The following is a 24,268-nucleotide window of genomic DNA, read 5'->3' on the forward strand; positions in this document are numbered from 1 at the left end:
CGTCCGGGGGCAGTGGAAATACCGGATACCAGGCGCGCGTATGTTTCCAGCATGAGTGATCTGGTCGCCCCGGCACCCTCACCCAACGCCATCCGTCGTGCGCTCGCCCGCGCGCGCGACGGCAAATCGCTCGACGTGTCCGAGGCCGAGGTGCTGTTGCACGCCCGCGGCGAGGACCTGGAGACGCTGCTGACGTACGCCGCCCGCGTCCGTGACGCCGGGCTCGAGGCCGCCGGCCGGCCCGGCGTGATCACCTACAGCCGCAAGGTCTTCATCCCACTCACGCGCCTCTGCCGCGACCGGTGCGGCTACTGCACCTTCGCGACGGTCCCCGGCCGCCTGGACGCGCCCTACCTCAGCCCCGACCAGGTTCTGGAGATCGCCCGCCAGGGCGCCGAGCTGGGCTGCAAGGAGGCCCTGTTCACTCTCGGCGACCGGCCGGAGGACCGCTGGAAGCAGGCCGGCGAGTGGCTGCACGCGCACGGCTACGACGACACGCTCTCGTACGTGCGCGCGATGGCGATCCGCGTGCTGGAGGAGACCGGGCTGCTGCCCCATCTCAACCCCGGCGTGCTGAGCTGGCGGGACCTGCAGCGGCTGCGGCCGGTCGCGCCGTCGATGGGCATGATGCTGGAGACGACGTCCCGGCGGCTCTTCGAGGAGAAGGGCGGCGCGCACTTCGGGTCCCCGGACAAGGACCCCGCCGTACGCCTGCGTGTGCTGGAGGACGCCGGCCGGTCGAACGTGCCGTTCACCACCGGAATCCTCATCGGCATCGGCGAGACGGTCCACGACCGCGCCGAGTCGATCTTCGCCATCCGCAAGGTCATGCGGGAGTATGGCGGGATCCAGGAGGTCATCGTCCAGAACTTCCGCGCCAAGCCGGACACCAAGATGCGCGCCACGCCCGACGCGGAGCTGGAGGAGCTGGCCGCCACGATCGCCGTGACGCGGGTCGTCCTGGGTCCCAGGGCGCGCGTGCAGGCCCCGCCGAACCTGGTCGACTCCGAGTACGCCCTGATGCTGCGGGCGGGCATCGACGACTGGGGCGGCGTCTCGCCGCTGACGCCGGACCACGTGAACCCCGAGCGCCCGTGGCCGCAGATCGACGAGCTGGCCGCCCGTACCGCCGACAGCGGGTTCGCGCTGCGGGAGCGCCTGACCATCTACCCCGAGTACGTCCGGCGCGGCGAGTCCTGGCTCGACCCCCGCCTCGCCGCCCACGTGGCCGCGCTGGCCGGCCCGGACGGCCTGGCCCGCGAGGACGTCACGCCGGCCGGCCTGCCCTGGCAGGAGCCGGACGGCAGCTGGGGCGAGGCCGGGCGGACCGATCTGCACGTGGCGATCGACGCCGAGGGCCGTACGAAGGACCGCCGGGACGACTTCGACGAGGTCTACGGCGACTGGTCGGAGGTGGGGACGCGGATCCGGCCCGCCGAACGCTTCGACGCCGACGTCGCGGCGGCGCTGCGCAGCGCCGAGCGGGACCCGGCCGGGCTGTCCGACCAGGACGCCCTCGCGCTGCTGCAGGCCGACGGCCCCGAGCTGGAGGCCCTGGCGCGGCTCGCCGACGACCTGCGCCGCGACGCCGTCGGCGACGACGTGACCTACGTCGTCACGCGCAACATCAACTTCACCAACGTCTGCTACACCGGCTGCCGGTTCTGCGCGTTCGCCCAGCGTCGTACGGACGCTGACGCGTACACGCTGTCGATCGAGCAGGTCGGGCAGCGGGTCGACGAGGCCTGGGCGGCCGGGGCGACCGAGGTGTGCATGCAGGGCGGCATCCACCCGGACCTGCCGGGCACCGCCTATTTCGACCTCGCCCGTGAGGTCAAGAGGCGGGCCCCGGAGATCCACATGCACGCCTTCAGCCCCATGGAGGTCGTCAACGGCGCCGCCCGGACCGACCTGTCCATCCGCGACTTCCTGCTCGAGGCGAAGGCCGCGGGCGTGGACTCGCTGCCCGGCACGGCCGCCGAGATCCTCGACGACGACGTCCGCTGGGTGCTCACGAAGGGCAAGCTGCCGACGTCGGCGTGGATCGAGGTGGTGACGACCGCCCACGAGATCGGCCTGCCGACGACCTCCACGATGATGTACGGCCACGTGGACACGCCCGCGCACTGGGTCGCGCACCTGAAGCTGATCCGGTCGATCCAGGAGCGCACCGGCGGCTTCACCGAGTTCGTGCTGCTGCCGTTCGTGCACCACAACGCGCCGATCTACCTCGCCGGCCTGGCCCGGACGGGCCCGACCGCCCGGGAGAACCGCGCGGTCCACGCGCTGGCCCGCGTCCTCCTGCACGAGGCGATCCCGAACATCCAGTGCTCGTGGGTGAAGCTCGAGGACGAGCTGTGCGAGCAGGTCCTGCGGGGCGGCGTCAACGACCTCGGCGGCACGCTCATGGAGGAGACGATCAGCCGGATGGCCGGGTCGGAGAACGGCTCGTTCAAGACGATGTCGGCGCTGGAGGGACTCGCCGCTCGGGCCGGGCGTCCGGCGCGGCAGCGGACGACGCTGTACGGTCCGGTACCGGAGGAACGGCGCGCCGCGGCGCTGGCGACCGACGGCGTCGGCCGGTTCCTGCCGCTGGCCCACTGAGGGACGGGTGGAGGACGGACAGGGCGGTCCGGCGCCCTGTCCGCCGCGTCACCTACTTGATGAAGCGGATGACGTGGGCGGTGTGCCGGCCCGACCCGTACAGGGTGGTGACGTGCACGCTGTGCGAGCCGCGGGGCGGCGCGGCCTCGATGATCTTGTTGTTGCCGATGTAGAGCGCCACGTGGGTCGTGGAGTAGATGTCGTCACCGCTGCCCCAGAAGATCAGGTCGCCCTTGCGCAGCGACGACCAGCTCTTCTTCGGGCCCCGGCTGTACTGCTGGGTGGTGTTGGCGCCGATGTCGATGCCCGCGCCCTTGTAGAACGCGTACAGCGTCAGTCCCGAGCAGTCGAAGCCGTACCGGCGGTAGTCGTTGTAGCCGCCGGGGCTCAGGCTCGCGATGCCGCAGGACGGGCCGCCCTTGCCGCCGGCGCCCCATGAGTAGCTGCGGACCTTCTTGGTCTCCGCCGTGGCGACGGCGATCACCCGGTTGACGCGGGCGGTCACCGATCCGCCGCGGGAGCCGATGGCGCCGTTGTTGCGCCCGTGCACGGCGGCGCTGCTGTAGCAGTTGCTGGAGCCGGGGGTGTCGCCGCCGCTGCTCGTGCTCCCGCCGCCGGTGTTCGACGTGCCGGTGCTGCACCGGGGCACGCCGGGGGCGTAGCCGGTGTGGCCGGTCTTGACGTAGACGTCGGTCACCCAGGCGCCGTCCGTCGTCTTGTCCCAGATGCTGGATCCGTAGGCGTACTCGCCCGGGTCCTGGCAGACGACGGGGACCTTCTGTCCCTTCTTGTACTTGTCGGCCGTGACGACCTTCGCGTTGAGCGATTTGCCCGCGCGGGTGTTCAGGGCGGCCGTGGCCACGAAGTAGTGGGCGGTCACCTTCTTGCTCGACGACGTGGACTCGACGTGCGAGGACGAGCAACCGGCGAGTGCGGCGACACCGATGGACACGGCGGCGACGCTCAGGCCGGTGACGAGTGGTCGTCTCGTTGTCATGAGCGGGTCCTTTCCTGGCGCGGCTAGGGGACCGCGCCGGTCGGGTTGCGGGGGCAGTGATCATGGCACCGTGCGCAGAGTAATTCTGGATTTTCACAAACCCGGTCGAATCAGACACGGATCGTCACGCAAAGTAAGTACCTACTGGCGGGTACGGAAATCGCTCATTTATTCTCATTGAGCGTTCAAAGCTGATGAAGCGTTCAGAGAGGGCTTTACGGGTGTAGTCCACCGGGCGCGCTATTCTCCGGATCATGGCCGTGACCAGGAGGGATCCCCGGGTCCGGCTGCTGGTCGCCGGCGCGGCGGTCCTCCTCGTCGGCCTGTCCACCGGCTGGTACCTCCTGCGCGACCGCCCACAGGCCTGCCAGGGCAGGACCCTGCAGGTCGGAGTGGTGGCCGCCCCGGACATCACCCCCGCGCTCGCCGCCGTCGCCGCCCGCTTCAACGTGCAGCCGCACGAGATCGGGGGGCGGTGCGCCCAGATCGAGGTCGAGGCGCGGGACCCGGCGACGGTCGTCCGCTCTCTCGCCAGAGGCGACCCGGTCGGCGCGGACGCGTGGGTGCCCGACTCCTCGATGTGGCTCGACCGCGCCCGCGCCGCCGGAGCGCGGACGGTCGGGTTCGGCTCGCCGCTCGCCGCGTCCCCCGTGGTGATCGCGGCACCGCGCGCCGTCGCCGCCGAGCTGCGGGACGACGGGACCGCCGCGAGCTGGCGCCTGCTGAAGAAGGCCCCGCTGCACGCCTCGGTGCGCGTCCTCGACCCGGCCCGCAACGCCGCCGGCGCCGCGGTCGCGCTGGCGGCCCGGGCCACGATCGGCCCCGTCACGGCGCGGCGCGACCCGGACCCGGCCCGGCTCTACGCCTCGTTCGCCGGGCTGGAGGACCTCCGCCGCCCTCTCGTGGCCGCCTCCGAACAGTCGGTCGTCGCCTACAACGACGCCCACCGGCCCAATCCGGCGTCGGTCATCGTCCCCGAGGAGGGCACCCTCCTCCTCGACCACCCGTTCGTCACGGTGAGCACGGACCCCCTGCGCGCCCAGGCCGCCGACGCGTTCCGCTGGGCTCTGCAGGCACAGCAGGCCCGGGACACCTTCCAGTGGTACGGCTTCCGGACCGCGGACGGCCGCATCGACGCCCGCGACGCGACCCGCCTCGGCCTGCGGCAGACCCTCCCCAAGATCCTCCCGAACCCCACCCCGTCCCAGGTCGCCGCCGCCATGCGCGCCTGACGGTGAGAGATCACCTCGTCCGTTGCCAGTACGAGCGAGCGGCGACCCCGCAGGGGTGATCGGGTTCCTTCACCGGGGTGAGACCGCGGCGGCTCAGCGGCGGAGGATGAAGTCCTCCGGGTCGCGGGGCGGGCGGTCGCGTGGGGGAGCGGCGGGATGGCCGACGCCGACCGCGCCCATCGGGTCCCAGTTCGGCGGCAGGCCGAGCGTCTCGCGGACGACGTCGGCGCAGAACAGCGTGCTCGACACCCAGCAGGAACCGAGCCCCTCGACGGCCAGCGCGACGAGGAGGTTCTCCACGCCCGCGCCCATCGCGACCAGGAACATCTCGCGTTCGGCGCGGGACCGGCGCGCGTCCGGGTAGTCGTGCGCGCCGTCCGCCACGAGACACGGCACGACGAGGTACGGGGCGCGGCGCAGCACGTCGCCGCGCCTGAGCCGCCGCGTGATCGACTCCTCGCTGAAGCCGTCGCCACGCAGGTCGGCCTCCCAGGCGTCGCGCATCGCGTCGAGCAGCCGGTCCTTGTGCTCCTCGACCAGCACGAAGCGCCAGGGCGTCGTGTGGTGCGGGGCGGGCGCGGTGATCGCGGCGGCCACCGCCCGGCGGACCGTGGCCGGGTCGACCGGCTCGGGCGCGAACTCCCGGACCGTACGGCGGGCCGTCAGCACGTCCGCCGAGCCGTACCGGAACATGTCCTCGTCGGGCGAGCGGACGAGGGCCCGCGCACCCGGCCCGTCCTCCTCGGTCACCAGGCCGGCCAGGCCGCGCACGACCGCGACCGGGACACCGGCCAGCTTGCCCTTCACGAGTTCGGCCGCCGAGGCGATCTCGTCGGCGACCGAGACGACCGTGGCGTCGAGCCGGTTGCCGTACGCGTCGACGTGGCCCCGCAGGTCGTCCAGCGGGGAGAGGCCGGCCGCGCCGATGGCGGCGTCGGTGAGGCCCAGCCGCCACGGGCGGCCGAGCGTGTCCGAGACGATCACGCCGACGCGGACTCCGGTCAGTTCGCGCAGGCGCGCGCGGATGCGGCGCGCCGACGCGTCCGGGTCCTCGGGGAGGAGCAGTACCGTGCCCGGGTCGGTGTTCGACGCGTCCACGCCTGCCGCCGCCAGGACCAGGCCCTGACGGGTCTGCACGATCCGCGTGGCGCCGCGCCGGGCCACGACCCGCACGGTCTCCGCGTCGATCGCCTTCTCCCGGTCGTCGGCGACCAGGACCCGCCCCTCCGCCTTGCTGACGATCTTGGAGGTGACGACGACCACGTCGCCGTCGCGCAGATCGGCCCCGGCGATCAGCCCGGCGACGTCGTCGCCTTCGCGCACCTCGGGAAGGCCGTCGAGGCCGAAGACCTCGAACCCACTCACGTGCCCTCCTTCGTCGGAGGAGCGATCAGACACGCTGTGCTCATGGTTCGCTCGCTGCGCTCGCTCACGCCAGCTCCCGGGCCAGGTCGACGGCGGCGCGGGCGATGTCCGCGGCGGCGTCCACGTCCGTCATCAGGAGCGGCCGGGCGCGGACGGCGATGCCGCCGAGGTCGCCCTCGAGCGCGGCGTCGGCGGTGTCCACGAGCCAGCCGTCGAGCAGGTCCGCGCCGTAGTGGGCGGCCACCGCTCCCGCCGAGGTCTCCACGCCGATCGCGGTCAGGCAGGCGTCGGCCATGCCGCGCACGGGAGCGCCGCCGATGATCGGGGAGACGCCCACCACGGTCTTGGCCGCGACCGCCGGGCGTATGCCCGGAACGGACAGGATCGTCCCCACGCTCACCACCGGGTTGGACGGCGGGAGGATCACGAGGTCGGCCGCGTCCAGGGCCTCGAGGACGCCGGGCGCGGGCTTGGCGTCCTCGGCCCCGACCGCCACGATCGAGCGGGCCGGGACCTGCGCGTGCAGGCGCACCCACCACTCCTGGAAGTGGACGGCCCGGCGGCCCTGCTCCTCCTCGATGACGACGTGGGTCTCCACCCGGTCGTCGCTCATCGGCAGCAGGCGCACGCCGGGCTTCCAGCGCTCGCACAGCGCCTCGGTCACGGCGGACAGGGGGTATCCCGCGTCCAGCATCTGCGTGCGCACGATGTGCGTCGCGAAGTCACGGTCGCCGAGGGTGAACCAGGAGGGGCCGATCTCGTACGCGGCGAGTTCCTCGCGGATCGTGAACGTCTCGTCCGCGCGGCCCCATCCCTGCTCCTCGTTGATGCCGCCGCCGAGGGTGTACATCACGGTGTCCAGATCGGGACAGACCCGAAGCCCGAAGAGTGAAATGTCGTCGCCGATGTTGCCGATTACGGTGATGTCCGCCTCTGGGGCGGCCTGCCGTAGTCCGCGCAGGAAACGGGCTCCCCCGATTCCGCCCGCCAGTGCCACGATGCGCATGCGGACAAGTCTGGCACCTCGGGGAGCGGCGGACGCCCACGGGCCGCGGGTCAGTATGCGAAGCTGGCAATGATCCGATTACTCACAGGGAGTACACGCGTGAACAACGACGCCGCGCAGCGGCTACGAGGACCCGGGGCGTGGATCCTCCTCGGTTCGGTCGTCCTGCAGTTCCTCAGCGGACTGATCGGCCTGTCCACGGGTAAGGGAACGACTTTCACGTACCGCGCCTACAACTTCGTCGCGTACGACAACTTCTTCGCGGGCGTGGCCACCGTCGCGGTCGTCGTGGCGGCCGTGGCGCTGGCGTCCCGGCTCGGCGGCCCCCCGATCGCCCAGGCGCGCAACGTCGCCCTGGCCGGTGTGATCCTGCTCGGCGTCATCGCGCTGTTCGACGTGATCGGCATCCTCGCAGGCCTCGCGGCGGGCAGCGGCAGTGAGGGCGCGATCCTGGACATTCCGGCAAGCGCGAAGTTCGCGATGTTCTTGTACGGCGTCGCGAAGCTCGCGGTGCTGGCGGTCGGCGCCTTCTACGCCTTCTCGACGTTCCAGTCGTTCCAGCCGGCGCAGCCGGTCGCTCCGCAGTATCCGCAGCAGGGCTACGGCCAGCCGGGGCCGCAGTACGGGCAGGCGTACGGTCAGCAGCAGCCTTACGGTCAGCCGCAACAGCCCTATGGGCAGCCCCAGGTGCAGCAACCGTACGGTCAACAGTCGCCATATCCGCAGCAGGGGTACGGCCAGTCTGCTTACTATCAGCAGCGACCGGCCCAGCCCGCCCAGCCGGCGCAGCCGGCGGGGCAGAGCGAGGGTGAGTGGACGCGTGCCTACGGCAGCACGGAGCAGCCGGCACCGCAGGAGACGAAGGAGACCTCATCGGGATCGGGGGAGTCGGATCAGTCGCCTCCCGCGGACCCGTACCGGCCTCCGGAGTAGTCGGCGACGGCAGAAACACATAACCGCGGGATTCTGTGGAGTCACTGATCGTCTCTGCAGGTCAGCACGGCTTTACGGTCGTGACACCCCGCGCCGTGCCCATTCGGCTTGACGTCCCTGGTCATACACGCGTGTAATTTCATGGGTGTAGTTCTGCCTTCCCGGGGGACTGTGTCGGGGAAGGTGACCAGGGGGGGACTCCACGGGGCGAGGAGGTGCGTCTGTGAGCGAAGTGCTCATCCCGCTGGCGCACGGTGCAGACGGCGAAGAGTTGGGCTGGCAGGAGCGCGCGCTGTGCGCGCAAACCGACCCGGAAGCTTTTTTTCCGGAAAAGGGTGGCTCGACCCGTGAAGCCAAGAAAGTGTGCCGTGCCTGTGAGGTGCGGGCGGAATGCTTGGAATACGCGCTGGGGCATGACGAGCGGTTCGGGATCTGGGGAGGTCTTTCCGAACGTGAACGCCGGAAGCTCAAGCGCGCGGCAGGCTGAAATCCGCCTCCGCGGCGTCTGACGCCCGCGGCGACCATTTCACCGGGGTCCTGCCGGACGGCTTGACGCGGTCCGGCAGGACCCGGGGGGCGCCGCGTACGGTCGGCGGATCTCGGGGCGTCCGGCGTCGAAGCCCCCAGACCAGGCGGGTCGTTCAGGCCGCCTCAGTCGTCGCGGGACTCGTAGGTCGGGTCGATGGACTCCGGCGCGAGCCCGAGCAGATCCGCGACCTCCTCGACCACCACGTCACGGACCAGCCGGACGCGGTCGCGCTCATCGTCGCCGCCACGCGCCTCCACGGGCCGCCGGTACACCACGATCCGCGCCGGCCTGCCGTCCGCCGCGGGCAGCAGGCGCCCGAGCGGAACCGGATCGGCCGGGTCCGCCCACGGCTCGACGGGCGGGACCTCTTCGACGGCGAACTCGACGCCTGTCAACTCGCGGCTCCATCGCTGCTCGAGCCGGCGCGCCTCCTCGCGGACCAGATCGTCGAAGCGCTCGGCGCGGGTCCGGGAGATCGGCGCATCGGGCGGCGCGAGCGGGCCGCGCAGGCCGCGTCCACGGCGGTCGCGGCGGCGTGTGCTGGAGCGTGTCACCCGGGATCGCACTCCTTGAGCATAGTCCGGACCTCGCCGGACCGCCCCCCGGCACAAAGATCCGTTATGCGGTCGCGCGTCGGAAATACGGCGACACGAAGTGAGGATAGTGGCGCAGGGGCGGCAGGAGGAGATACGTTCCCGTCGTGAGCCCCGTCCGCATCTGCTCCCGCACCGCGTGCAAGCAGTCTGCTGTCTACACGCTCACGTACGTCTACGCCGACTCGACCGCTGTTCTGGGCCCGCTGGCAGCGTACGTCGAGCCGCATTGCTATGACCTCTGCGCCGAGCACGCCGAGCGCCTGACCGCCCCCGTCGGCTGGGAGCTCGTCCGCCTCCCCGCCGAAGAGTCCGAGCCGACCACTGACGACCTCGAAGCACTGGCCAACGCCGTCCGTGAGGCCGCGAAACCGGCCACGCCGCGGGAGGAACCGGTCGGGCAGGGCATCGAAGTCGGCCGGCGCGGCCATCTGCGGGTCCTCCGCTCCGACACGCCCCGCAAACCCTGATCCGCTCCCGGTAGGCTCATGACCGCAATGCGACGACCGGGCCATGAGCAGGGGGGCGCACGTGGGCGACCTGGCCAAGATCTTCAAGGCGTACGACGTCCGGGGGATCGTGCCCGATGACTTCGACGAGCGGATAGCCGAGGCGGCCGGTGCCGCCTTCGTGCGCGTCACCGGCGCCACGGCGATCGTCACCGCCCACGACATGCGCACCTCGTCGGGACCGCTGTCCGCAGCGTTCGCGCGGGGTGCCGCCGCCCAGGGCGCCGACGTCACCGAGGCGGGCCTCGGCTCGACCGACCTGCTCTACTACGCCAGCGGCAGCCTCGGCCTGCCCGGCGCGATGTTCACCGCCAGCCACAACCCGGCCCGGTACAACGGCATCAAGCTGTGCCGGGCGGGCGCCCGGCCGATCGGCCGGGACACCGGGCTCGGCGAGATGCGCCGGCTGGTCGAGGAGGGCGTTCCGGCCCACGACGGCCCGGCGGGCACGGTCCGCCGCTTGGACCTGCTCTCGGGGTACTCCGCGCATCTGCGGTCCCTCGTCGACCTGGCGGGCATCCGTCCGCTCAAGGTCGTGGTCGACGCCGGCAACGGCATGGCCGGGCACACGGTGCCGAGCGTGTTCGCGGGGCTGCCGATCGACCTCGTCCCGCTCTACTTCGAGCTCGACGGCACGTTCCCGAACCACGAGGCCAACCCGATCGAGCCGGAGAATCTCCGCGACCTGCAGGCGGCGGTCCGCGAGCACCGCGCCGACATCGGGCTGGCCTTCGACGGCGACGCGGACCGCTGTTTCGTCGTGGACGAGCGCGGCGAGCCGGTCACGCCCTCGGCGATCACGGCCCTGGTCGCCGTACGGGAGCTGGCCAAGCACCCCGGCGCGCGGATCGTGCACAACCTGATCACCTCCCGGGCCGTCCCGGAGTTCATCCGGGAGCACGGCGGCGAGCCCGTCCGCACGAGGGTCGGGCACTCGTTCATCAAGCAGACGATGGCCGAGGCCGGCGCCGTCTTCGGCGGTGAGCACTCCGCCCACTACTACTTCCGCGACTTCTGGTTCGCCGACTCCGGCATGCTCGCCGCGCTGCACGTCCTGGCCGCGCTCGGCGAGCAGGAGCGGCCGCTGTCCGCGCTGCTCGCCGCCTACAGCCCGTACACCGCCTCCGGTGAGATCAACTCCGAGGTCGCCGACCAGGCGGCCGCGACGGCGCGGGTGCGCGCCGAGTTCGCGGGCCGGCCCGGCGTCACCCTGGACGAGCTCGACGGCCTCACGGTCGGGCACGCCGACTGGTGGTTCAACCTGCGACCGTCCAACACCGAACCCCTCCTCCGCCTCAACGCCGAGGCGGCCGACCCTGAGACCATGGCCGCGGTGCGCGACGAAGTGCTCGCCGTCGTCCGAAAGGAAGAAAGTTGAACATCGACGCCTGGCTGCTGGAGATCCTGGCCTGCCCCAACTGCCGGGGCGAGCTGAAGGCCGACGAGGCGGCCGACGAGCTCGTCTGCACCGGAACGTGCAAGTACGCCTACCCGGTGCGCGACGACATCCCGGTCCTGCTGGTCGACGAGGCGCGGACCCCGGCCTGACATGACTCCTGTCGAGGTCGACCCCGGCCGCCTCGACGACCCCGAGGCGCTGGCGGCCGCCGATCCCGGAGACATGCTGCGGTGCGTCGCGTCCGCCGCGGCCCAGGTCCGCGAGGCCCAGCTCTACACCGCCGAGGCGGGCGTCGAACGCATCGCGCAGGGCGGCCGGCCCCGTGCCATCGTGGTCGTCGGCACCAGCGGCTCCGGCCTCGCCGGGGAGATGCTGGCGGCCGTCTGCGGGCAGGGCTGCCGCGTGCCGATCATGACCGTACAAGGTCACCGGCTCCCCGGCTGGGTCGGCGCGGCCGACCTGGTCATCGCCGTGTCCGGGCCGGGCGGCACCGAGGAGACCCTGACGGCGGCCGTCGAGGCCGTGCGCCGGGGCTGCCGCCTGCTGTGCGTCGGCGTCGGCGCGTCACCGCTGGCCGAGATCGCCGTCCAGGCCGGTGTGCCGTTCGTCCCCGTACGACCGGCCGGGCCGGAGCGGACGATGCTGTGGGGCCTGACCGTCCCGCTGCTGCTCGCCGCCCGGGCGCTCGGGCTGACCGACGTCACGGCCGCGACCCTCGAACGGACGGCCGAGGTGCTGGAGGACATGAGCCACCAGTGCCGGCCGGCGAGCGAGTCGTTCGTCAATCCCGCGAAACAGGTCGCGCTGGAGCTCGCCGGCTCGCTGCCCGTCATCTGGGGCACGTCACCGCTGACCGGGGTGGCCGCCCACCGCTTCGCGAACCGGCTCTCCGCCGACGCCGGCTACCCCGCCGTACACGGTGAGCTGCCGGCGGCCTGGCACGACCAGGCGGCGATGTTCGACGGCCCGTTCGCGGCCGGCGCGGGCGGCTCCGCCGAGGAGGACTTCTTTCGCGACCGGGTCGAGGAACCGGAGCCGATCCGGCTGTCCCTCGTGCTCGTCCACGACGTGGAGGAGCACCCGCAGGTGACCAGGCGGCGGGAGATCGCCGCCGAGTTCGCCCGTGACCGCGCCGTACCCGTGGTGGAGCTGACGACCAGGGGCACCCATCCTCTGGAACGGCTCGCCGGGCTCATCGCGCACATCGACTACATCAGCGTCTACCTGGCCCTGGCCGTCGGCGTCGACCCGTCGGCGGTCATCCGGGAGCCCGAAGAGAGGAACACGTGAGTAACACCGGCCGCGCGACGAACAGGAGCGACCGTGAGTGCTGAAGGCGGTACCAAGGCGATCATTGCGGCACTCGGGGCGAACCTCGGTATCGCGGCCGCGAAGTTCGTGGCGTTCGCGTTCACGGGATCGGCGTCGATGATGGCCGAGGGGGTGCACTCGATCGCCGACTCGGGCAACCAGGGCCTCCTGCTGCTCGGCGGCAAGCGGTCCAAGCGGGCGAGGACCCGCGAGCACCCGTTCGGCTACGGCAGCGAGCGCTACTTCTACGCCTTCATCGTCGCGGTCGTGCTGTTCACCGTCGGGGCGCTGTTCTCGCTGTACGAGGGCTGGCACAAGGTCGCCGACCCGCACGACGTCGAGGACCCGATCTGGGCGTTCGGCGTGCTGATCTTCGCGATCCTCCTCGAGGGCTCTTCGTTCCGTACGGCGATGAAGGAGGCGGGCCGGACCCGGGGCAAGCAGAGCTGGGTGTCCTACATCCGCCGCGCCAAGGCGCCCGAGCTGCCGGTCGTGCTCCTGGAGGACTCCGCGGCCCTGCTCGGCCTGGTCATCGCCTTCGTCTGCGTCGCGCTGGCGGTCGTCACCGGCAACGGGATCTGGGACGGCGTCGGCTCGATGGCCATCGGCGTGTTGCTGGCGTTCGTGGCGATCGTGCTGGCCATCGAGACCAAGAGCCTGCTGATCGGTGAGGCGGCCGCCACCGAGGTGGAGAAGCGGATCGTCACCGAGCTCGAGTCGGTCGACGAGGTCGACCGCGTCATCCACATCCGGACGCTGCACGTCGGCCCGGAGGAGCTGCTCGTGGCCGCGAAGATCGCGGTGACCCACGACGACACCGCCGCCGAGGTCGCCCGGGCGATCGACGCGGCCGAGAAGCGCGTACGGGCCGCAGTCCCGATGGCCCGCCACATCTACCTCGAACCCGACCTGGACCGCTCGAGCGTGTCGGAAGCCCCGTAGCCCTCAGGTCACCCGCGAAACGCAGACCGCCGGCCCCACAGTGTGGGGCCGGCGGCGATTGGTCGGTGCGGCCGCGAGACGATCAGGTCACACGCCGCCGGACGTACGGCGGCGCCGGCGTCCGCTGATGAAGCCCCCGACGAACAGTGCCACGGCGCAGCCGCCGCAGATCAGCAGGCCGATCATGTGCAGCGCCGTCGGGAAGTCGATGTGGCGGAGCATGGGCTGCCTCCAGGTTTCCTTTGTAGTGATGCTTACGGGTGAGAACCGTCCCTATCGAGGCGGCGATGGCAAACAATGTCCGGTTTTGGCTCGCCAAGGCATCCGCATGACCTGACCCCATAAGAGGTGCAGCCCCCCGCCTGGTGGCGGAGGGCTGCGCTATGGCAGGGCCGGGTCAGCGGTCCCGCCCTGGGTGGATCGGCTGCCGTAGGAGGGACGGTCTACTGCGGACCGGGCGACGGCAGCGGCTCACGCCCCGGCCCCGGCTCGGGAAACGTCGGCTTCGGCTGAGGAGTCCTGGGCTTCCTGGTCATGACGTGCTCCTTCTGCTTCGAGATCATCGTTCACGCTTTTTGGCGTGGACGGCCTCGGCCCGGATGGGCCAAGTGTCCATGACCGTACGTCGTCCGGCGCGCGGCGCAATCGAACCCGCGGGAAAATGTCGTCTCGCCTCAGCACGTTCGGTGGCTATCCGGGCGAGCCGCCGGGGGTGACCAGGCCGGACTCGTAGGCCAGGACGACGGCCTGGGCGCGGTCGCGCAGGCCGAGTTTGGTGAACACGCGGGCGACGTGCGTCTTGACAGTGTGCTCGCTCACCACGAGACGGGCGGCGATCTCGGCGTTGGACAGGCCCCCGGCGATCAGTTGGAGGACCTCGGTCTCCCGAGCGGTGAGCGTCTCCAGCGCCGGGACGGGCGTCGGCTTGTCCCGCCGCTGCCGGGCGAACTCCCGGATCAGCCGTCCGGTCACCTGCGGGGCCAGCAGCGCGTCGCCCCGGGCGACGACGCGTACGGCGGCCACCAGGTCGTCGGCGGTCGAGTCCTTCAGCAGGAAGCCGCTCGCCCCGGCGGCCAGCGCCTCGTAGACGTACTCGTCCACGTCGAACGTCGTCAGCACCAGCACCCGCGTCGATCCGCCGGCCGGATCGGCGAGGATGCGCCGCGTGGCCTCGATGCCGTCCATCTTCGGCATCCTGATGTCCATCAGCACGACGTCGGGCCGGTGGGCCTCGGCGAGGCGCACGGCCTCCCGCCCGTCACCGCACTGCCCGACGACGTCGATGTCCGGCTGGGCGGCGAGGAGGGCGGCGAAACCGGCCCGCACGATCGTCTGGTCGTCGACGATCAGCACTCGAATCACGATCGACGATTCTGGCCTACCGGAAGCTCCGCCTGCACCGCGAATCCGCCTTCCGGCCGCGGACCGGCCGCGAACCGGCCGCCGAGCATCGTCGCCCGCTCGCGCATGCCCACGAGACCGTGGCCCATGACCTTCGTACGGCCGTCGTTCACCGTCGTGGGCGGGGCCGTCGAGCCGTCGTCGGTGACGCGGACGGCGAGCCGGTCGCCCTGGTACTCCAGCTCGACGTTCACCTGGGCGCCCGGGGCGTGCCGCCGCGCGTTCGTCAGGGCCTCCTGCACGATCCGGTACGCCGACAGCTCGATCGTCGTCGACAGGGGCCGGGCGCTGCCGCGTACGGTCAGCCGCGCCTCGCCACCGGCGCCGCGGTGCGAGTCGATGAGCTCGCCCAGCCGGTCCAGCCGCGGCTGCGGCGTCACCTCCGGCTCGGCGCCGGGTTCGGCGCGCAGCACGGTCAGCAGCCGGCGCATCTCCTCGAGGGCCTCGCGGGCGGCGCCCGCGATCTCGCCGAAGCCCTTCTTGGCCTCGGGGGACAGCTCCCGCATCGTGTACGGGGCCGTCTCCGCCTGCACGGCGATCATCGAGACCGAGTGGGCGACGACGTCGTGCAGCTCACGGGCGATCCGGGCGCGCTCCCGCAGGATGGCCTGCTCACGCTGGGCGGCGTTGAGCTGGGTGAGGGTCTCGCTGCTGCGCTCCCGCTCCTCGTCCACGCTCGCCTCGGCGGTCTCCACCGTACGACGGGCGTCGCCCAGGCCGATGGCGGCGATGACGGCCGTGAACCCGGCCAGCCACGGAATGTCGTCCAGGCTGCCGGAGGCGAGGTACACCACGCCGACGGCGACGACGCTGCACACGCCGAGCACGCCCGTGGACTGACGGGGGAGCTGCTGGGCGAGGAGGAACAGCGTGTACAGCCCGGCGAAGGCCGTCGTCAGCAGGACCTGCTGCCCGGACAGCAGGCTCGCGGCGAGCGCGCCCAGCACGATCGCCGACGCCGGCCGCAGCGACTCCCGGCGGAACATCAGCGGCAGCGTCGCCGCCAGCGCGAACGCGCCGGGCAGGCTCACGACCTGAAGGTGGTGCAGGGGCAGCTCGATCAGGGCCGCCACGGCGAGGATCGCGCCCGTCACCGGACCGTACGCCCACGACTCCCCGAACCGGCGCCAGGCGTGCACCCAGCGCAGCAGCGGCGGCGTCTTGGGCGGCCGGGACGGCGGGGCGGGCGCTCCCGCCGGGGTCGGCGGCTGCCGGGTGAACAGGGTGCCGTCCGGCGTCGCGTACGCGGGCGGTCCACCGTAAGGCGGAGGCACCGCGGGCGGAGTGCTCCGGCCGTACAGGGCGGCGACGAGGCGGCTGGTGATCGGGCGCAGGAGCCGGCCGACGCCGGTGAGGATCCACAGAAGGACCTGACCCACCGCGGTCACGACCTGTGCGGCCATGCGCCACGCCGCCGGTCCGGCCTCGTGGAGGAAGTCAGGCTTGTCGCTGGTCACTCTTTACCATGACATGTCCTCGGGGGTGTTCGCCTCACCGTACGGAGCGATTCCGTATCGGCCCTGAGCGCCCCGATGTCCACCTCTGGAACGATTCCGGGTCCATCCTTGCGGGGGACGACCGGCCGCCGTCCGCGGCGTACTTTTACATTGTGACGAGGCGCCGGCGCTCTCGCACTAGGGGGTCCGAGGTCGCCGGCGTCCGGGCCGGGCCATCTGGATCTCGGGGGTTCGGATGGCGCGGCCGATCGTCCCTCGCCGAGGTGGCCGCAGTCCGTCCGGGTCTCCCGCGGGTATGTCCCGTGGACGGCTGGTCGGGGCGACCATGGGCTGGGGAAGGCCCCGATCCGGCCTCCTCGGCGAGGGCTGCACCGATGGCCCGCCGATCACCCTCGGCGGACGCGCCGACGGCGGGCCCCGTGCGGCTCCCGGCCGGGCCCGAGGGGCCCTGGGCCTGTCTCGAAGCCTTAAGGCCGGCCGCGCAGGAGGCGCAACGCCTTCTCCTTCTCGAAGTCCAGGGCGCGCGCCGGCGGCGCCGACAGCCGGCCGACGCGCTCGCCGAGCTCCCGGACGTTCGCCCGTACCTCCGGGTCGGCCAGCACGCGCAGCCCGAACGCGAGCTCCGCGGGGCTGATGTCGTACCTCCGCTCCAGCGCCAGCGCGAGTGCCACGGCGCGCAGCTCCGCCTCGCCGAAGCGGCGGTGCCCCTGCCGTTCGCGGGTCGGCGGAAGGAGGCCGAGGGTCTCGCGGTAGCGGAGCATGCGGGGGGATGTGCCGAGTCGCCGGGCGGCCTCCGTGATACGCATGGGCCTCATTCTGACAAATCAGTGTTAGATACGGCGCCCGCCTCGTGCGATCCTCAAGCGGCCCCGCCTAGACTCGCTGTGAAACCGAACCCCAGGGAGCAAACGAACCATGGACTACAAGGTCGCCGACCTGTCGCTGGCGGCGTTCGGCCGCAAGGAGATCCAGCTCGCCGAGCATGAGATGCCGGGTCTCATGGCGGTCCGCGAGGAGTACGCCAAGGACCAGCCGCTGCGCGGCGCGAAGATCATGGGCTCGCTGCACATGACGATCCAGACCGCCGTGCTGATCGAGACGCTGGTCGCGCTGGGCGCCGAGGTCCGCTGGGTGAGCTGCAACATCTTCTCCACCCAGGACCACGCCGCCGCCGCGGTGGTCGTCGGCCCGAACGGCACCCAGGAGGACCCGCAGGGCGTTCCGGTGTTCGCCTGGAAGGGCGAGACGCTGGAGGAGTACTGGTGGTGCACCGAGCAGGCGCTCACCTGGCCCGGTGACGACGGCCCCAACATGATCCTCGACGACGGCGGCGACGCCACCCTGCTCGTCCACAAGGGCGCCGAGTACGAGAAGGCCGGCGCCGTGCCCTCCGCGGCCGAGGACGACCCGGAGGAGTGGAAGGTCATCCTCGACCTGCTGCACCGCACCGTCGACGGCTCCGGCCGGTGGACCGCGATCGCCGAGCGCATCAAGGGCGTGACCGAGGAGACCACGACCGGCGTGCACCGCCTCTACGAGATGCACAAGAACGGTGCGCTGCTGTTCCCGGCCATCAACGTGAACGACTCGGTGACCAAGTCCAAGTTCGACAACAAGTACGGCTGCCGGCACAGCGTCATCGACGGTCTCAACCGCGCCACCGACGTGCTGATCGGCGGCAAGGTCGCCGTCGTCTGCGGCTACGGCGACGTCGGCAAGGGCTGCGCCGACGCGCTGCGCGGCCAGGGCGCCCGCGTCATCGTCACCGAGATCGACCCGATCTGCGCGCTGCAGGCCGCGATGGACGGCTTCCAGGTCACCACGCTCGACGACGTCGTCGACATCGCCGACATCTTCGTGACGACGACCGGCAACTTCAACATCATCCGCGCCGACCACATGGAGCGGATGAAGCACCAGGCGATCGTCTCCAACATCGGCCACTTCGACAACGAGATCGACATGACCGGCCTGGCGAAGATCCCCGGCATCGTGAAGGAAGAGGTCAAGCCGCAGGTCCACACCTGGACCTTCCCGGACGGCCACTCGATCATCGTGCTCGCCGAGGGCCGGCTGATGAACCTCGGCTGCGCCACCGGCCACCCGAGCTTCGTGATGTCCAACTCCTTCACCAACCAGGTGATCGCGCAGATCGAGCTGTTCACCCGCACCGAGAACTACCCGATCGGCGTGTACACCCTGCCGAAGCACCTCGACGAGAAGGTCGCCCGCCTGCACCTCGACGCGCTCGGCGTCAAGCTGACCAAGCTCACCAAGGAGCAGGCCGCCTACATCGGCGTCGACGTCGAGGGCCCCTACAAGTCGGACCACTACCGCTACTGAGGTCTACCTCGTCGTGACGTACGACATCGCGGACCCCGGACTCGCCGAGTCCGGGGTCCGGCGCATCGAGTGGGCCGACCGGTCCATGCCCGTGCTGCGGCGCATCCGCGAGCGCTTCGCCGCCGGCCGCCCCCTGGACGGCCTGCGGGTCGCGGCGTGCATGCACGTCACCACGGAGACCGCCAACCTGATCCGGACGCTCCAGGCCGGCGGCGCCCAGGTGGCCCTGGCCGCCTCGAACCCGCTGTCCACCCAGGACGACACCGCCGCCGCGCTGGTCCACGAGTACGGCGCCGCGGTGTTCGCCCGGCAGGGGGTCGACCGCGACGGGTACTACCGGCACATCCACCAGGCGCTCGAGATCGCCCCCGACCTCGTCCTCGACGACGGCTGCGATCTGGTCAACATCCTGCACACCGAGCGCCTCGACCTGCTCGACGGCGTACGCGGCGGCTGTGAGGAAACCACCACCGGGGTCATCCGCCTGCACCAGATGGCCCGCGAGGGCGCGCTGCGCTTCCCGATGGTGGCGGTCAACGACACCGACACCAAGCACATGTTCGACAACCGGTACGGCACCGGCCAGTCGACCCTCGACGGCATCGTCCGCGCCACCAACACGCTGCTGGCCGGAAAGACGATCGTCATCGCCGGGTTCGGCTACTGCGGCCGCGGCCTGGCCGAACGCGCCCGCGGCATGGGCGGCCGCGTCGTCGTCACCGAGATCGATCCGGTCAAGGCGCTCGACGCCGTCCTGCAGGGCTACCGCGTCCAGCCGATGGCGCAGGCCGCCGAGCACGGTGACGTCTTCATCACCGTCACCGGCAACCGGGACGTCATCCGCGCCGAGCACCTCGCCCGGATGAAGGACGGCGCGATCCTCGCCAACTCCGGTCACTTCGACGTGGAGATCGACGTACGGGCGCTGGCCGACCTCGCCGTGGAGATCCACCGCGACGTACGCCCGCAGGCCGACGAGTACGTCCTCGCCGACGGCCGCAGGCTGGTCCTGCTCGCCGAGGGGCGTCTCGTCAACCTCGCCGCCGCCGAGGGCCACCCGGCGGCCGTCATGGACATGTCCTTCGCCGACCAGGCCCTCACCTGTGAGTGGATCGCCGGCCAGGACCTGGTCCCCGGTGTGTACGACGTCCCGAAGGAGATCGACACCGAGGTGGCACGCCTGAAGCTGGCCTCCATGGACATAGCCATCGACGCCCTCACACAGGGCCAGGAGGACTACCTGTCCTCCTGGCGCCAGGGCTCCTAACATCGCGTCGCACTGGCGTTCGCTGCGTCTAGAGCGCAGCGATTGCCAGGGATCTTTGAGCGGCCCTGGTCAAGTCAGGTGGCAGAGAGCCTTCGGCCGCATGATCCGGGGTTTCTTCGCCTTCATGCCTTGACGACGGCGACCTCGACGCAGGCACCCTGCTGCGTGCTGCGGGCGGACTTCCGCCAGTCGGCGCGTGCGAGGTCAGGAGTGCTGGGCATGGGTGCCTTCCTTCGGGTTCGTTAGGTACCGCCCACCTCTGCGGCGATCAGTGCGATGCTATCCAGAGGACTCAGCGCCACCCCACTGAGATGTTGGAACGCGACGTGGAACCGGCGGACCTCTTCCTCGTCTTCTACGAAGAGTTCTCCGGCAGGGGTGTCGACGTAGACCGCGTCGGTGTCTCGCGACTCGGGGAACCGGATGATCGAAAACGCTCCGGCCGCTCCCGCGTGCGCTCCGGCACCGAACGGGATGACCTGGAGGGACACCTTGGCGAGCTTCGCCATCTTCACCAGATGGCGCTTCTGAGCCTCCATGACCTCCGCGCCGCCGACCGGTCGGCGAAGCGCCGCCTCGTCGAGGATCGCCCACAGCCGAACCGGATCATCACCGGTGAGAATCCGTTGCCGTTCGATGCGGATCTGCACCCGCCGCTCCACCTCCTCCTCGGTTATCTCCGCTGGCCCGGCTTCGATCAGGGCGCGGGCGTAGTCCTCGGTCTGTAGCAGTCCCGGAATGACGATCGTCTCGAAGGCGAACACCTCGGAGGCTTCGGCTTCCAGGCCGATGTAGGTGGAGTAGTGCTCGGACAACATCGCGCTGTAGGGATGCCACCAGCCGCGCTTGCGGCCGTCGCGGGCGAGATTGATCAGCTCTTCCCGTTCCCGCTCGTCCGTGACGCCGTAGACCTCCAGGAGGGCGCGGATGTCCAGTACACGCGGAAGCTTCCATTCGTTGCGCTCCATGTGCGTGAGCTTGCTCTGCTGCCACTCCAGCTCTTCGGCGATCTCTTTCGCCGTACGGCCGTCACGGGCGCGTAGTTCCCGGAGGGTCGCGGATAGGCGCCGACGGCGCAGAGTCGGACTACGGCGAGGGTCGGACATGGACGGGATCGTAGGGCATGAGCTCGGTTGATCAGCGAAAACAGACATAGCCGCACCATTTAACCAACATTCGATTCCGATATTGCGAATCCGATGACCTGAGGGCATCCTGAGGCCCATGCCTACTCAGCTGGCCGGGCCTACCCGCCCTGGCTTGACTACGGGGAGTTGATCTCCCGTGACACCCGATCCTGCGGTCATCGTCGACCGCTCCCCATACCCCCCCCGCACCGGCACCCGTGTGCCTTTCGCGCCACGTCCGGCGTGACGCCGTCCGTCAGGCTCGGCGTTTCGTCGCCGATGTCGTGGCCGGGCACCCGTACGACTCCTACGAGATCGCGCTGCTGGCGTCGGAGTTGACGACCAACGCGATACGCGCCGCCGAGGCCATGCACCCCTCCTGGCCGGAGGACATCCGGCCGATCGGCGTGGAGCTGACTCTCACCGATCGGTACGCGCATCTGGCCGTCAGCGACCCCGGTACCGAACCGCTGCCCGCCCAGCAGCACGGTGGCCTACTCGCCGAGCGCGGGCGCGGCCTGGCCATCGTCGACCAGCACGCCGCCGCCCGGTGGGTCACCTACACCGACCACGGCAAGACCGTGCACGCCCTCATCACCGCACCCGGCATCATCCTGACCGCCGCCGAACTCGCTGAGATCCGGGAGGCGTCGTGATCCGGCGGCTCCTCGCCTGCCTCGGCATCCTGATCGTCAGACCCGACCGGTCGGCGTGGCCGTCTCCGCCGCGTCGGCGTGAGCCGCCGGATCCGTCCCCGGCCCAGCTCGCCGAGGTCCAGGACCTGTGCTCTCAATGGCTGGTGATGTGGTGCTGGTACCGCCGCGAGTACGCCGCCATCGCCAAGTTCGGCCCTGAACCGACGATCATCTACAACCGAAACCCCCGGCATTTAGTGTTCCAATGCCGCGCGGCCGAACTGGCGACACCGATCCCGTGAGCCTCGAGCACGCGTCGCACTGGCGTTCACTGCGTCTAGAGCGCAGTGATCGCCAGGGATCTTCGAGTCAGGCGTGCAGGCCGCGCGGTACGTACGTCCTGAGTCGGTGACGTGGGCACGCCTGGGGCGGCGATCCGCATCCGGCTCGTAGGACTTCGCCGCCGTGGTGGTCACATTGCCGCCGTCATTGCCGGAGCACACCTGCAGGGCGGGGCCCGCCGAGTACGGGCGGCGGCCGGCCTGAGTTCGATCAGGACCCGGTGCTGTCGCGTAGATTCTGGGCATGCCGCGCGGTACGTACATTCATGAGCCCGGGGTCGAGGAGCGGTTCGCCTGTGATCTGGACGGCGGCGGCTGGCGCTACACCGCCGAGCGGTCCGACGGCGGCACGATCGAGCTGGTCGCCGACAGCCGCTGGCGGCCCGCCCGGCTCCAGGTGACCGTCGGCGAGCACGTCCTGCGGGGCGGCGCCGTCGGCGCCGAGCTCATGTGGGTGACCGCGGGACGGGAGCACGCCGCGCGGGCCACCGGCTTCCTCGGCGAGTCGCCGGGCCTGCTGGTCGCCGTGGCCCGGTCGCTGCGCCTGGCCGAGGGCGAACGCGTCGACCTGCGGATCCTGCTCGTCACCGCGCCGTCCCTCGCGGTCCGCACCGTCCCGCAGCGCTGGTCCCTCGCCGAGATCGCCTGGCACGACGCCGACGGCGAACGCGTCCCGGTGGAGCGCTACGAGATCACGGATCTGGAGACCGGGGAGGTGTCGGAGTTCCACCTGGCCGGCGACGTGGTGGTGGCAGCTCCGGGTATCGAACTGGTCAACCTTGAGAATCCCCCGAATTTTTCCTAAGAACTTCTGACAACCTCGGGGTCATGTGCGGTGTCATACCGATCATGAAACACGTGTTCGTCGGCGTCGGTGTGGTCGGTCTCCTCAGTGGCGGGCTCGTCGTGGCGTCCGGGGGCTCGGCGATGGCCAAGTCCGATCTCACCCTCAGCGCCGCGCACAAGGTGATCCATCGGGGCCAGCCCCTGCATCTGGCCGGATCGGTCGGCGACGACGCCGGGCTGCAGCGGACCAGGTTCTGCCTGCAGGTCCGGGACGCCGGGCACTGGAGCCAGCTCGGCAAGTGCGTGGAGCCGTACCGCGCCGACGGCTGGACCGCCGTCTTCGGGTTCGACACCCGCCTGCTCACGCGCGGCAAGTACTCCTTCCGCGCCGTCGGGGTGGGCCTGCGGCACAAGAAGCACGTGATCTACGGTCCCTCCCCGACGGTCCACGTCACGGTGCGCTGAACCGTCTCGGGGCCTAGTACTCCTAACCTCGTCAGCGGCCGGCGAGGCGGAGCCGCAGATGTCTGCCGTCTCGGGAGAGACGTGCGGCGATGGAGAAGATCCGCAAGCGCAGACGTTCGGGCTCCCGGCATCGGGCGGGGTGGCCACCGAAGTCGAGCATCTGGGCCCAGGCGGTCAGCTCACTGGCGAGGCGACCAGCTCGCACCAGAGCTGATTCTGGGCGAAGCCGTGCAGGGGAGGTTCCGCATGCCGGGGTCTTTGGCGCCGCGGATGCGGTCTTCGCAGCGGGCCCGCATGCGGTGGCGTACTTCCAGGTCGGCGAGCTGCACGTGCTCGGCGCCGGGGCGGCGGATCGTCACCGCCCTTCAGGCGCAAGCCGATGCGGCCGGGTTGATCATCTTGGATGTCAGCGTGGACTCCGCGATCGCCCTGGGACATCAACACGACGCCGGGGCTCGTCCCCGGCCGGGTGGGCAGAAGATGCCTGCAGGCGAGGCGGTTCCCAAGCCAGACGACCACGCATTGGGCCGCTCGCGCGGTGGGCCGACCACCAGCTGCACCTGAGCTGCGAATACCTGTCTCGGCTTCTCCCGCCGACCTCCGCAACGGCATCTGCATACTTCAGTCAACCCGAGTCTGAGGTATCGGTCAAGGTGCGTACGCAAGATGCTTCAAGGACAGTTTTCGTATTTGAGCTTCTGGTCCCTATCGCGATGATCCTCAGGTCTCTATCGTTGATCAACTACTGGGACTTAGTGTGCCTTGAATTCATCGAGTGGAGAGGATCCACCATGGAACACGGACGAAAGTCTGCCCCGCGGTCGGGCGTAGCCGTGGCGGTTACCGTGGCGGCGGCTGCCGTCGCCGTCGCCGTCGCGCAGCCCGCCGAGGCCGCGGGGAACGCCCCGACCAAGGAGGCGACGTCGATCGTCGACCTTACCGGCGTCTCGCAGGAGGCGCTGGCGTCGCTCGGTCGGTCCGCGCTGGCGCTCGCCGTCGCGCGACACCTCGACAGCGCGGGTGCGG

At 70.9% G+C, this 24,268-nt stretch carries 26 protein-coding genes and 1 pseudogene; 16 read left to right on the forward strand and 11 right to left on the reverse strand.

Annotation, left to right across the window (positions count from 1 at the left end):
• Positions 1-51 precede the first annotated feature (51 nt).
• Complete coding sequence (locus AB0L00_RS03405) at positions 52-2,604, forward strand: bifunctional FO biosynthesis protein CofGH (RefSeq protein ID WP_364427681.1); 2,553 nt, start codon at positions 52-54, stop codon at positions 2,602-2,604.
• A gap of 52 nt (positions 2,605-2,656) precedes the next feature.
• On the opposite strand, the gene AB0L00_RS03410 is transcribed toward AB0L00_RS03405, so the two are convergent.
• A complete protein-coding gene (locus AB0L00_RS03410; RefSeq protein ID WP_364427684.1) occupies positions 2,657-3,601 on the reverse strand; it encodes an NlpC/P60 family protein in 945 nt (314 codons plus the stop codon).
• Between the two features lie 254 nt (positions 3,602-3,855).
• On the opposite strand from AB0L00_RS03410, the gene AB0L00_RS03415 reads away from it, so the two are divergent.
• Positions 3,856-4,833 carry a substrate-binding domain-containing protein gene (locus AB0L00_RS03415; protein ID WP_364427687.1) on the forward strand — a complete coding sequence of 326 codons (978 nt, stop codon included), beginning with the start codon at positions 3,856-3,858 and terminating at the stop codon, positions 4,831-4,833.
• Between the two features lie 93 nt (positions 4,834-4,926).
• Here the strand turns inward: AB0L00_RS03415 and AB0L00_RS03420 are convergent, their stop codons facing one another.
• Both AB0L00_RS03420 and cofD read right to left on the reverse strand, forming a co-directional pair.
• A complete protein-coding gene (locus AB0L00_RS03420) occupies positions 4,927-6,198 on the reverse strand; it encodes a coenzyme F420-0:L-glutamate ligase (RefSeq protein ID WP_364427690.1) in 1,272 nt (423 codons plus the stop codon).
• 64 nt (positions 6,199-6,262) lie between these two features.
• Positions 6,263-7,204: a 2-phospho-L-lactate transferase gene (gene cofD, locus AB0L00_RS03425; RefSeq protein WP_364427692.1), complete on the reverse strand. Its 942-nt coding sequence runs from the start codon at positions 7,202-7,204 to the stop codon at positions 6,263-6,265.
• A 99-nt stretch (positions 7,205-7,303) separates the two neighbouring features.
• On the opposite strand from cofD, the gene AB0L00_RS03430 reads away from it, so the two are divergent.
• Complete coding sequence (locus AB0L00_RS03430; RefSeq protein WP_364427695.1) at positions 7,304-8,137, forward strand: hypothetical protein; 834 nt, start codon at positions 7,304-7,306, stop codon at positions 8,135-8,137.
• A gap of 223 nt (positions 8,138-8,360) precedes the next feature.
• Entirely contained in the window at positions 8,361-8,624 is a 264-nt protein-coding gene (locus tag AB0L00_RS03435; RefSeq protein ID WP_252810716.1) for a WhiB family transcriptional regulator, read from the forward strand.
• Positions 8,625-8,788: 164 nt separating this feature from the next.
• Here the strand turns inward: AB0L00_RS03435 and AB0L00_RS03440 are convergent, their stop codons facing one another.
• Entirely contained in the window at positions 8,789-9,220 is a 432-nt protein-coding gene (locus AB0L00_RS03440) for a metallopeptidase family protein (protein ID WP_345353389.1), read from the reverse strand.
• Between the two features lie 146 nt (positions 9,221-9,366).
• On the opposite strand from AB0L00_RS03440, the gene AB0L00_RS03445 reads away from it, so the two are divergent.
• The 5 genes from AB0L00_RS03445 (at position 9,367) to AB0L00_RS03465 (ending at position 13,420) form a co-directional block, all read left to right on the forward strand.
• Complete coding sequence (locus tag AB0L00_RS03445) at positions 9,367-9,729, forward strand: DUF3499 domain-containing protein (RefSeq protein ID WP_345353391.1); 363 nt, start codon at positions 9,367-9,369, stop codon at positions 9,727-9,729.
• Positions 9,730-9,790: 61 nt separating this feature from the next.
• Positions 9,791-11,146, forward strand: a complete 1,356-nt coding sequence (locus tag AB0L00_RS03450; protein ID WP_364428987.1) for a phosphomannomutase/phosphoglucomutase — start codon at positions 9,791-9,793, stop codon at positions 11,144-11,146.
• Positions 11,143-11,316 (forward strand): Trm112 family protein, encoded by a 174-nt coding sequence (locus AB0L00_RS03455; protein WP_345353393.1) that lies wholly within the window; start codon positions 11,143-11,145, stop codon positions 11,314-11,316. Before AB0L00_RS03450 ends, AB0L00_RS03455 begins: the two co-directional genes overlap by 4 nt.
• A 1-nt stretch (position 11,317) precedes the next feature.
• Complete coding sequence (locus tag AB0L00_RS03460) at positions 11,318-12,457, forward strand: SIS domain-containing protein (RefSeq protein ID WP_364427699.1); 1,140 nt, start codon at positions 11,318-11,320, stop codon at positions 12,455-12,457.
• Positions 12,458-12,490: 33 nt separating this feature from the next.
• Positions 12,491-13,420 carry a cation diffusion facilitator family transporter gene (locus tag AB0L00_RS03465; protein WP_364427702.1) on the forward strand — a complete coding sequence of 310 codons (930 nt, stop codon included), beginning with the start codon at positions 12,491-12,493 and terminating at the stop codon, positions 13,418-13,420.
• An 87-nt stretch (positions 13,421-13,507) separates the two neighbouring features.
• Here the strand turns inward: AB0L00_RS03465 and AB0L00_RS03470 are convergent, their stop codons facing one another.
• The 4 genes from AB0L00_RS03470 to AB0L00_RS03485 form a co-directional block, all read right to left on the reverse strand.
• The gene (locus AB0L00_RS03470; RefSeq protein ID WP_364427705.1) at positions 13,508-13,642 is read right to left on the reverse strand and encodes a hypothetical protein; all 135 of its coding nucleotides are present in this window, start codon (positions 13,640-13,642) and stop codon (positions 13,508-13,510) included.
• Positions 13,643-14,110: 468 nt separating this feature from the next.
• Positions 14,111-14,782 carry a response regulator transcription factor gene (locus AB0L00_RS03475; protein ID WP_364427708.1) on the reverse strand — a complete coding sequence of 224 codons (672 nt, stop codon included), beginning with the start codon at positions 14,780-14,782 and terminating at the stop codon, positions 14,111-14,113.
• Entirely contained in the window at positions 14,779-16,278 is a 1,500-nt protein-coding gene (locus AB0L00_RS03480) for a sensor histidine kinase (protein ID WP_364427711.1), read from the reverse strand. Before AB0L00_RS03480 ends, AB0L00_RS03475 begins: the two co-directional genes overlap by 4 nt.
• Before the next feature lie 467 nt (positions 16,279-16,745).
• A complete protein-coding gene (locus AB0L00_RS03485; protein ID WP_364427714.1) occupies positions 16,746-17,084 on the reverse strand; it encodes a MerR family DNA-binding transcriptional regulator in 339 nt (112 codons plus the stop codon).
• A gap of 109 nt (positions 17,085-17,193) precedes the next feature.
• On the opposite strand from AB0L00_RS03485, the gene ahcY (AB0L00_RS03490) reads away from it, so the two are divergent.
• A complete protein-coding gene (ahcY, locus tag AB0L00_RS03490; RefSeq protein ID WP_364427717.1) occupies positions 17,194-18,621 on the forward strand; it encodes an adenosylhomocysteinase in 1,428 nt (475 codons plus the stop codon).
• 13 nt (positions 18,622-18,634) lie between these two features.
• On the forward strand, positions 18,635-19,888 hold the full coding sequence (ahcY, locus tag AB0L00_RS03495; RefSeq protein ID WP_364427720.1) for an adenosylhomocysteinase: 1,254 nt from the start codon (positions 18,635-18,637) through the stop codon (positions 19,886-19,888).
• A 122-nt stretch (positions 19,889-20,010) separates the two neighbouring features.
• Here the strand turns inward: ahcY (AB0L00_RS03495) and AB0L00_RS03500 are convergent, their stop codons facing one another.
• Positions 20,011-20,109: a DUF397 domain-containing protein gene (locus tag AB0L00_RS03500; protein WP_364427723.1), complete on the reverse strand. Its 99-nt coding sequence runs from the start codon at positions 20,107-20,109 to the stop codon at positions 20,011-20,013.
• Between the two features lie 21 nt (positions 20,110-20,130).
• Positions 20,131-21,042, reverse strand: coding sequence for a helix-turn-helix transcriptional regulator (locus AB0L00_RS03505; RefSeq protein WP_364428990.1), 912 nt, complete (start codon positions 21,040-21,042; stop codon positions 20,131-20,133).
• A 191-nt stretch (positions 21,043-21,233) separates the two neighbouring features.
• On the opposite strand from AB0L00_RS03505, the gene AB0L00_RS03510 reads away from it, so the two are divergent.
• From AB0L00_RS03510 to AB0L00_RS03525, 4 genes are all read left to right on the forward strand, one after another.
• Positions 21,234-21,671 (forward strand): ATP-binding protein, encoded by a 438-nt coding sequence (locus AB0L00_RS03510; RefSeq protein WP_364427726.1) that lies wholly within the window; start codon positions 21,234-21,236, stop codon positions 21,669-21,671.
• Positions 21,668-21,952, forward strand: coding sequence for a hypothetical protein (locus AB0L00_RS03515; RefSeq protein WP_364427729.1), 285 nt, complete (start codon positions 21,668-21,670; stop codon positions 21,950-21,952). Before AB0L00_RS03510 ends, AB0L00_RS03515 begins: the two co-directional genes overlap by 4 nt.
• 283 nt (positions 21,953-22,235) lie before the next feature.
• Positions 22,236-22,796 (forward strand): hypothetical protein, encoded by a 561-nt coding sequence (locus AB0L00_RS03520; protein ID WP_364427732.1) that lies wholly within the window; start codon positions 22,236-22,238, stop codon positions 22,794-22,796.
• A gap of 44 nt (positions 22,797-22,840) precedes the next feature.
• On the forward strand, positions 22,841-23,242 hold the full coding sequence (locus tag AB0L00_RS03525; protein ID WP_364427735.1) for a hypothetical protein: 402 nt from the start codon (positions 22,841-22,843) through the stop codon (positions 23,240-23,242).
• A 31-nt stretch (positions 23,243-23,273) separates the two neighbouring features.
• On the opposite strand, the pseudogene AB0L00_RS03530 reads toward AB0L00_RS03525, so the two are convergent.
• A pseudogene (locus AB0L00_RS03530) lies at positions 23,274-23,568 on the reverse strand (transposase); the annotation flags it as partial.
• Positions 23,569-24,087: 519 nt separating this feature from the next.
• On the opposite strand from AB0L00_RS03530, the gene AB0L00_RS03535 reads away from it, so the two are divergent.
• A partial coding sequence (locus AB0L00_RS03535; protein WP_364427738.1) for a hypothetical protein occupies positions 24,088-24,268 on the forward strand: 181 nt, incomplete at its 3' end.

This window comes from Actinoallomurus sp. NPDC052308, assembly GCF_040679195.1.
Classification (GTDB): domain Bacteria; phylum Actinomycetota; class Actinomycetes; order Streptosporangiales; family Streptosporangiaceae; genus Actinoallomurus; species Actinoallomurus liliacearum.

Coding starts and splice junctions, on each gene's coding strand:
- AB0L00_RS03405 (WP_364427681.1), top strand. CDS start 52: ATGAGTGATCTGGTCGCCCCGGCACCCTCACCCAACGCCATCCGTCGT.
- AB0L00_RS03410 (WP_364427684.1), bottom strand. CDS start 3,601: ATGACAACGAGACGACCACTCGTCACCGGCCTGAGCGTCGCCGCCGTG.
- AB0L00_RS03415 (WP_364427687.1), top strand. CDS start 3,856: ATGGCCGTGACCAGGAGGGATCCCCGGGTCCGGCTGCTGGTCGCCGGC.
- cofD (WP_364427692.1), bottom strand. CDS start 7,204: ATGCGCATCGTGGCACTGGCGGGCGGAATCGGGGGAGCCCGTTTCCTG.
- AB0L00_RS03460 (WP_364427699.1), top strand. CDS start 11,318: ATGACTCCTGTCGAGGTCGACCCCGGCCGCCTCGACGACCCCGAGGCG.
- AB0L00_RS03470 (WP_364427705.1), bottom strand. CDS start 13,642: ATGCTCCGCCACATCGACTTCCCGACGGCGCTGCACATGATCGGCCTG.
- AB0L00_RS03485 (WP_364427714.1), bottom strand. CDS start 17,084: ATGCGTATCACGGAGGCCGCCCGGCGACTCGGCACATCCCCCCGCATG.
- ahcY (WP_364427717.1), top strand. CDS start 17,194: ATGGACTACAAGGTCGCCGACCTGTCGCTGGCGGCGTTCGGCCGCAAG.
- AB0L00_RS03500 (WP_364427723.1), bottom strand. CDS start 20,109: ATGCCCAGCACTCCTGACCTCGCACGCGCCGACTGGCGGAAGTCCGCC.
- AB0L00_RS03505 (WP_364428990.1), bottom strand. CDS start 21,042: ATGTCTGTTTTCGCTGATCAACCGAGCTCATGCCCTACGATCCCGTCC.
- AB0L00_RS03520 (WP_364427732.1), top strand. CDS start 22,236: ATGCCGCGCGGTACGTACATTCATGAGCCCGGGGTCGAGGAGCGGTTC.
- AB0L00_RS03525 (WP_364427735.1), top strand. CDS start 22,841: ATGAAACACGTGTTCGTCGGCGTCGGTGTGGTCGGTCTCCTCAGTGGC.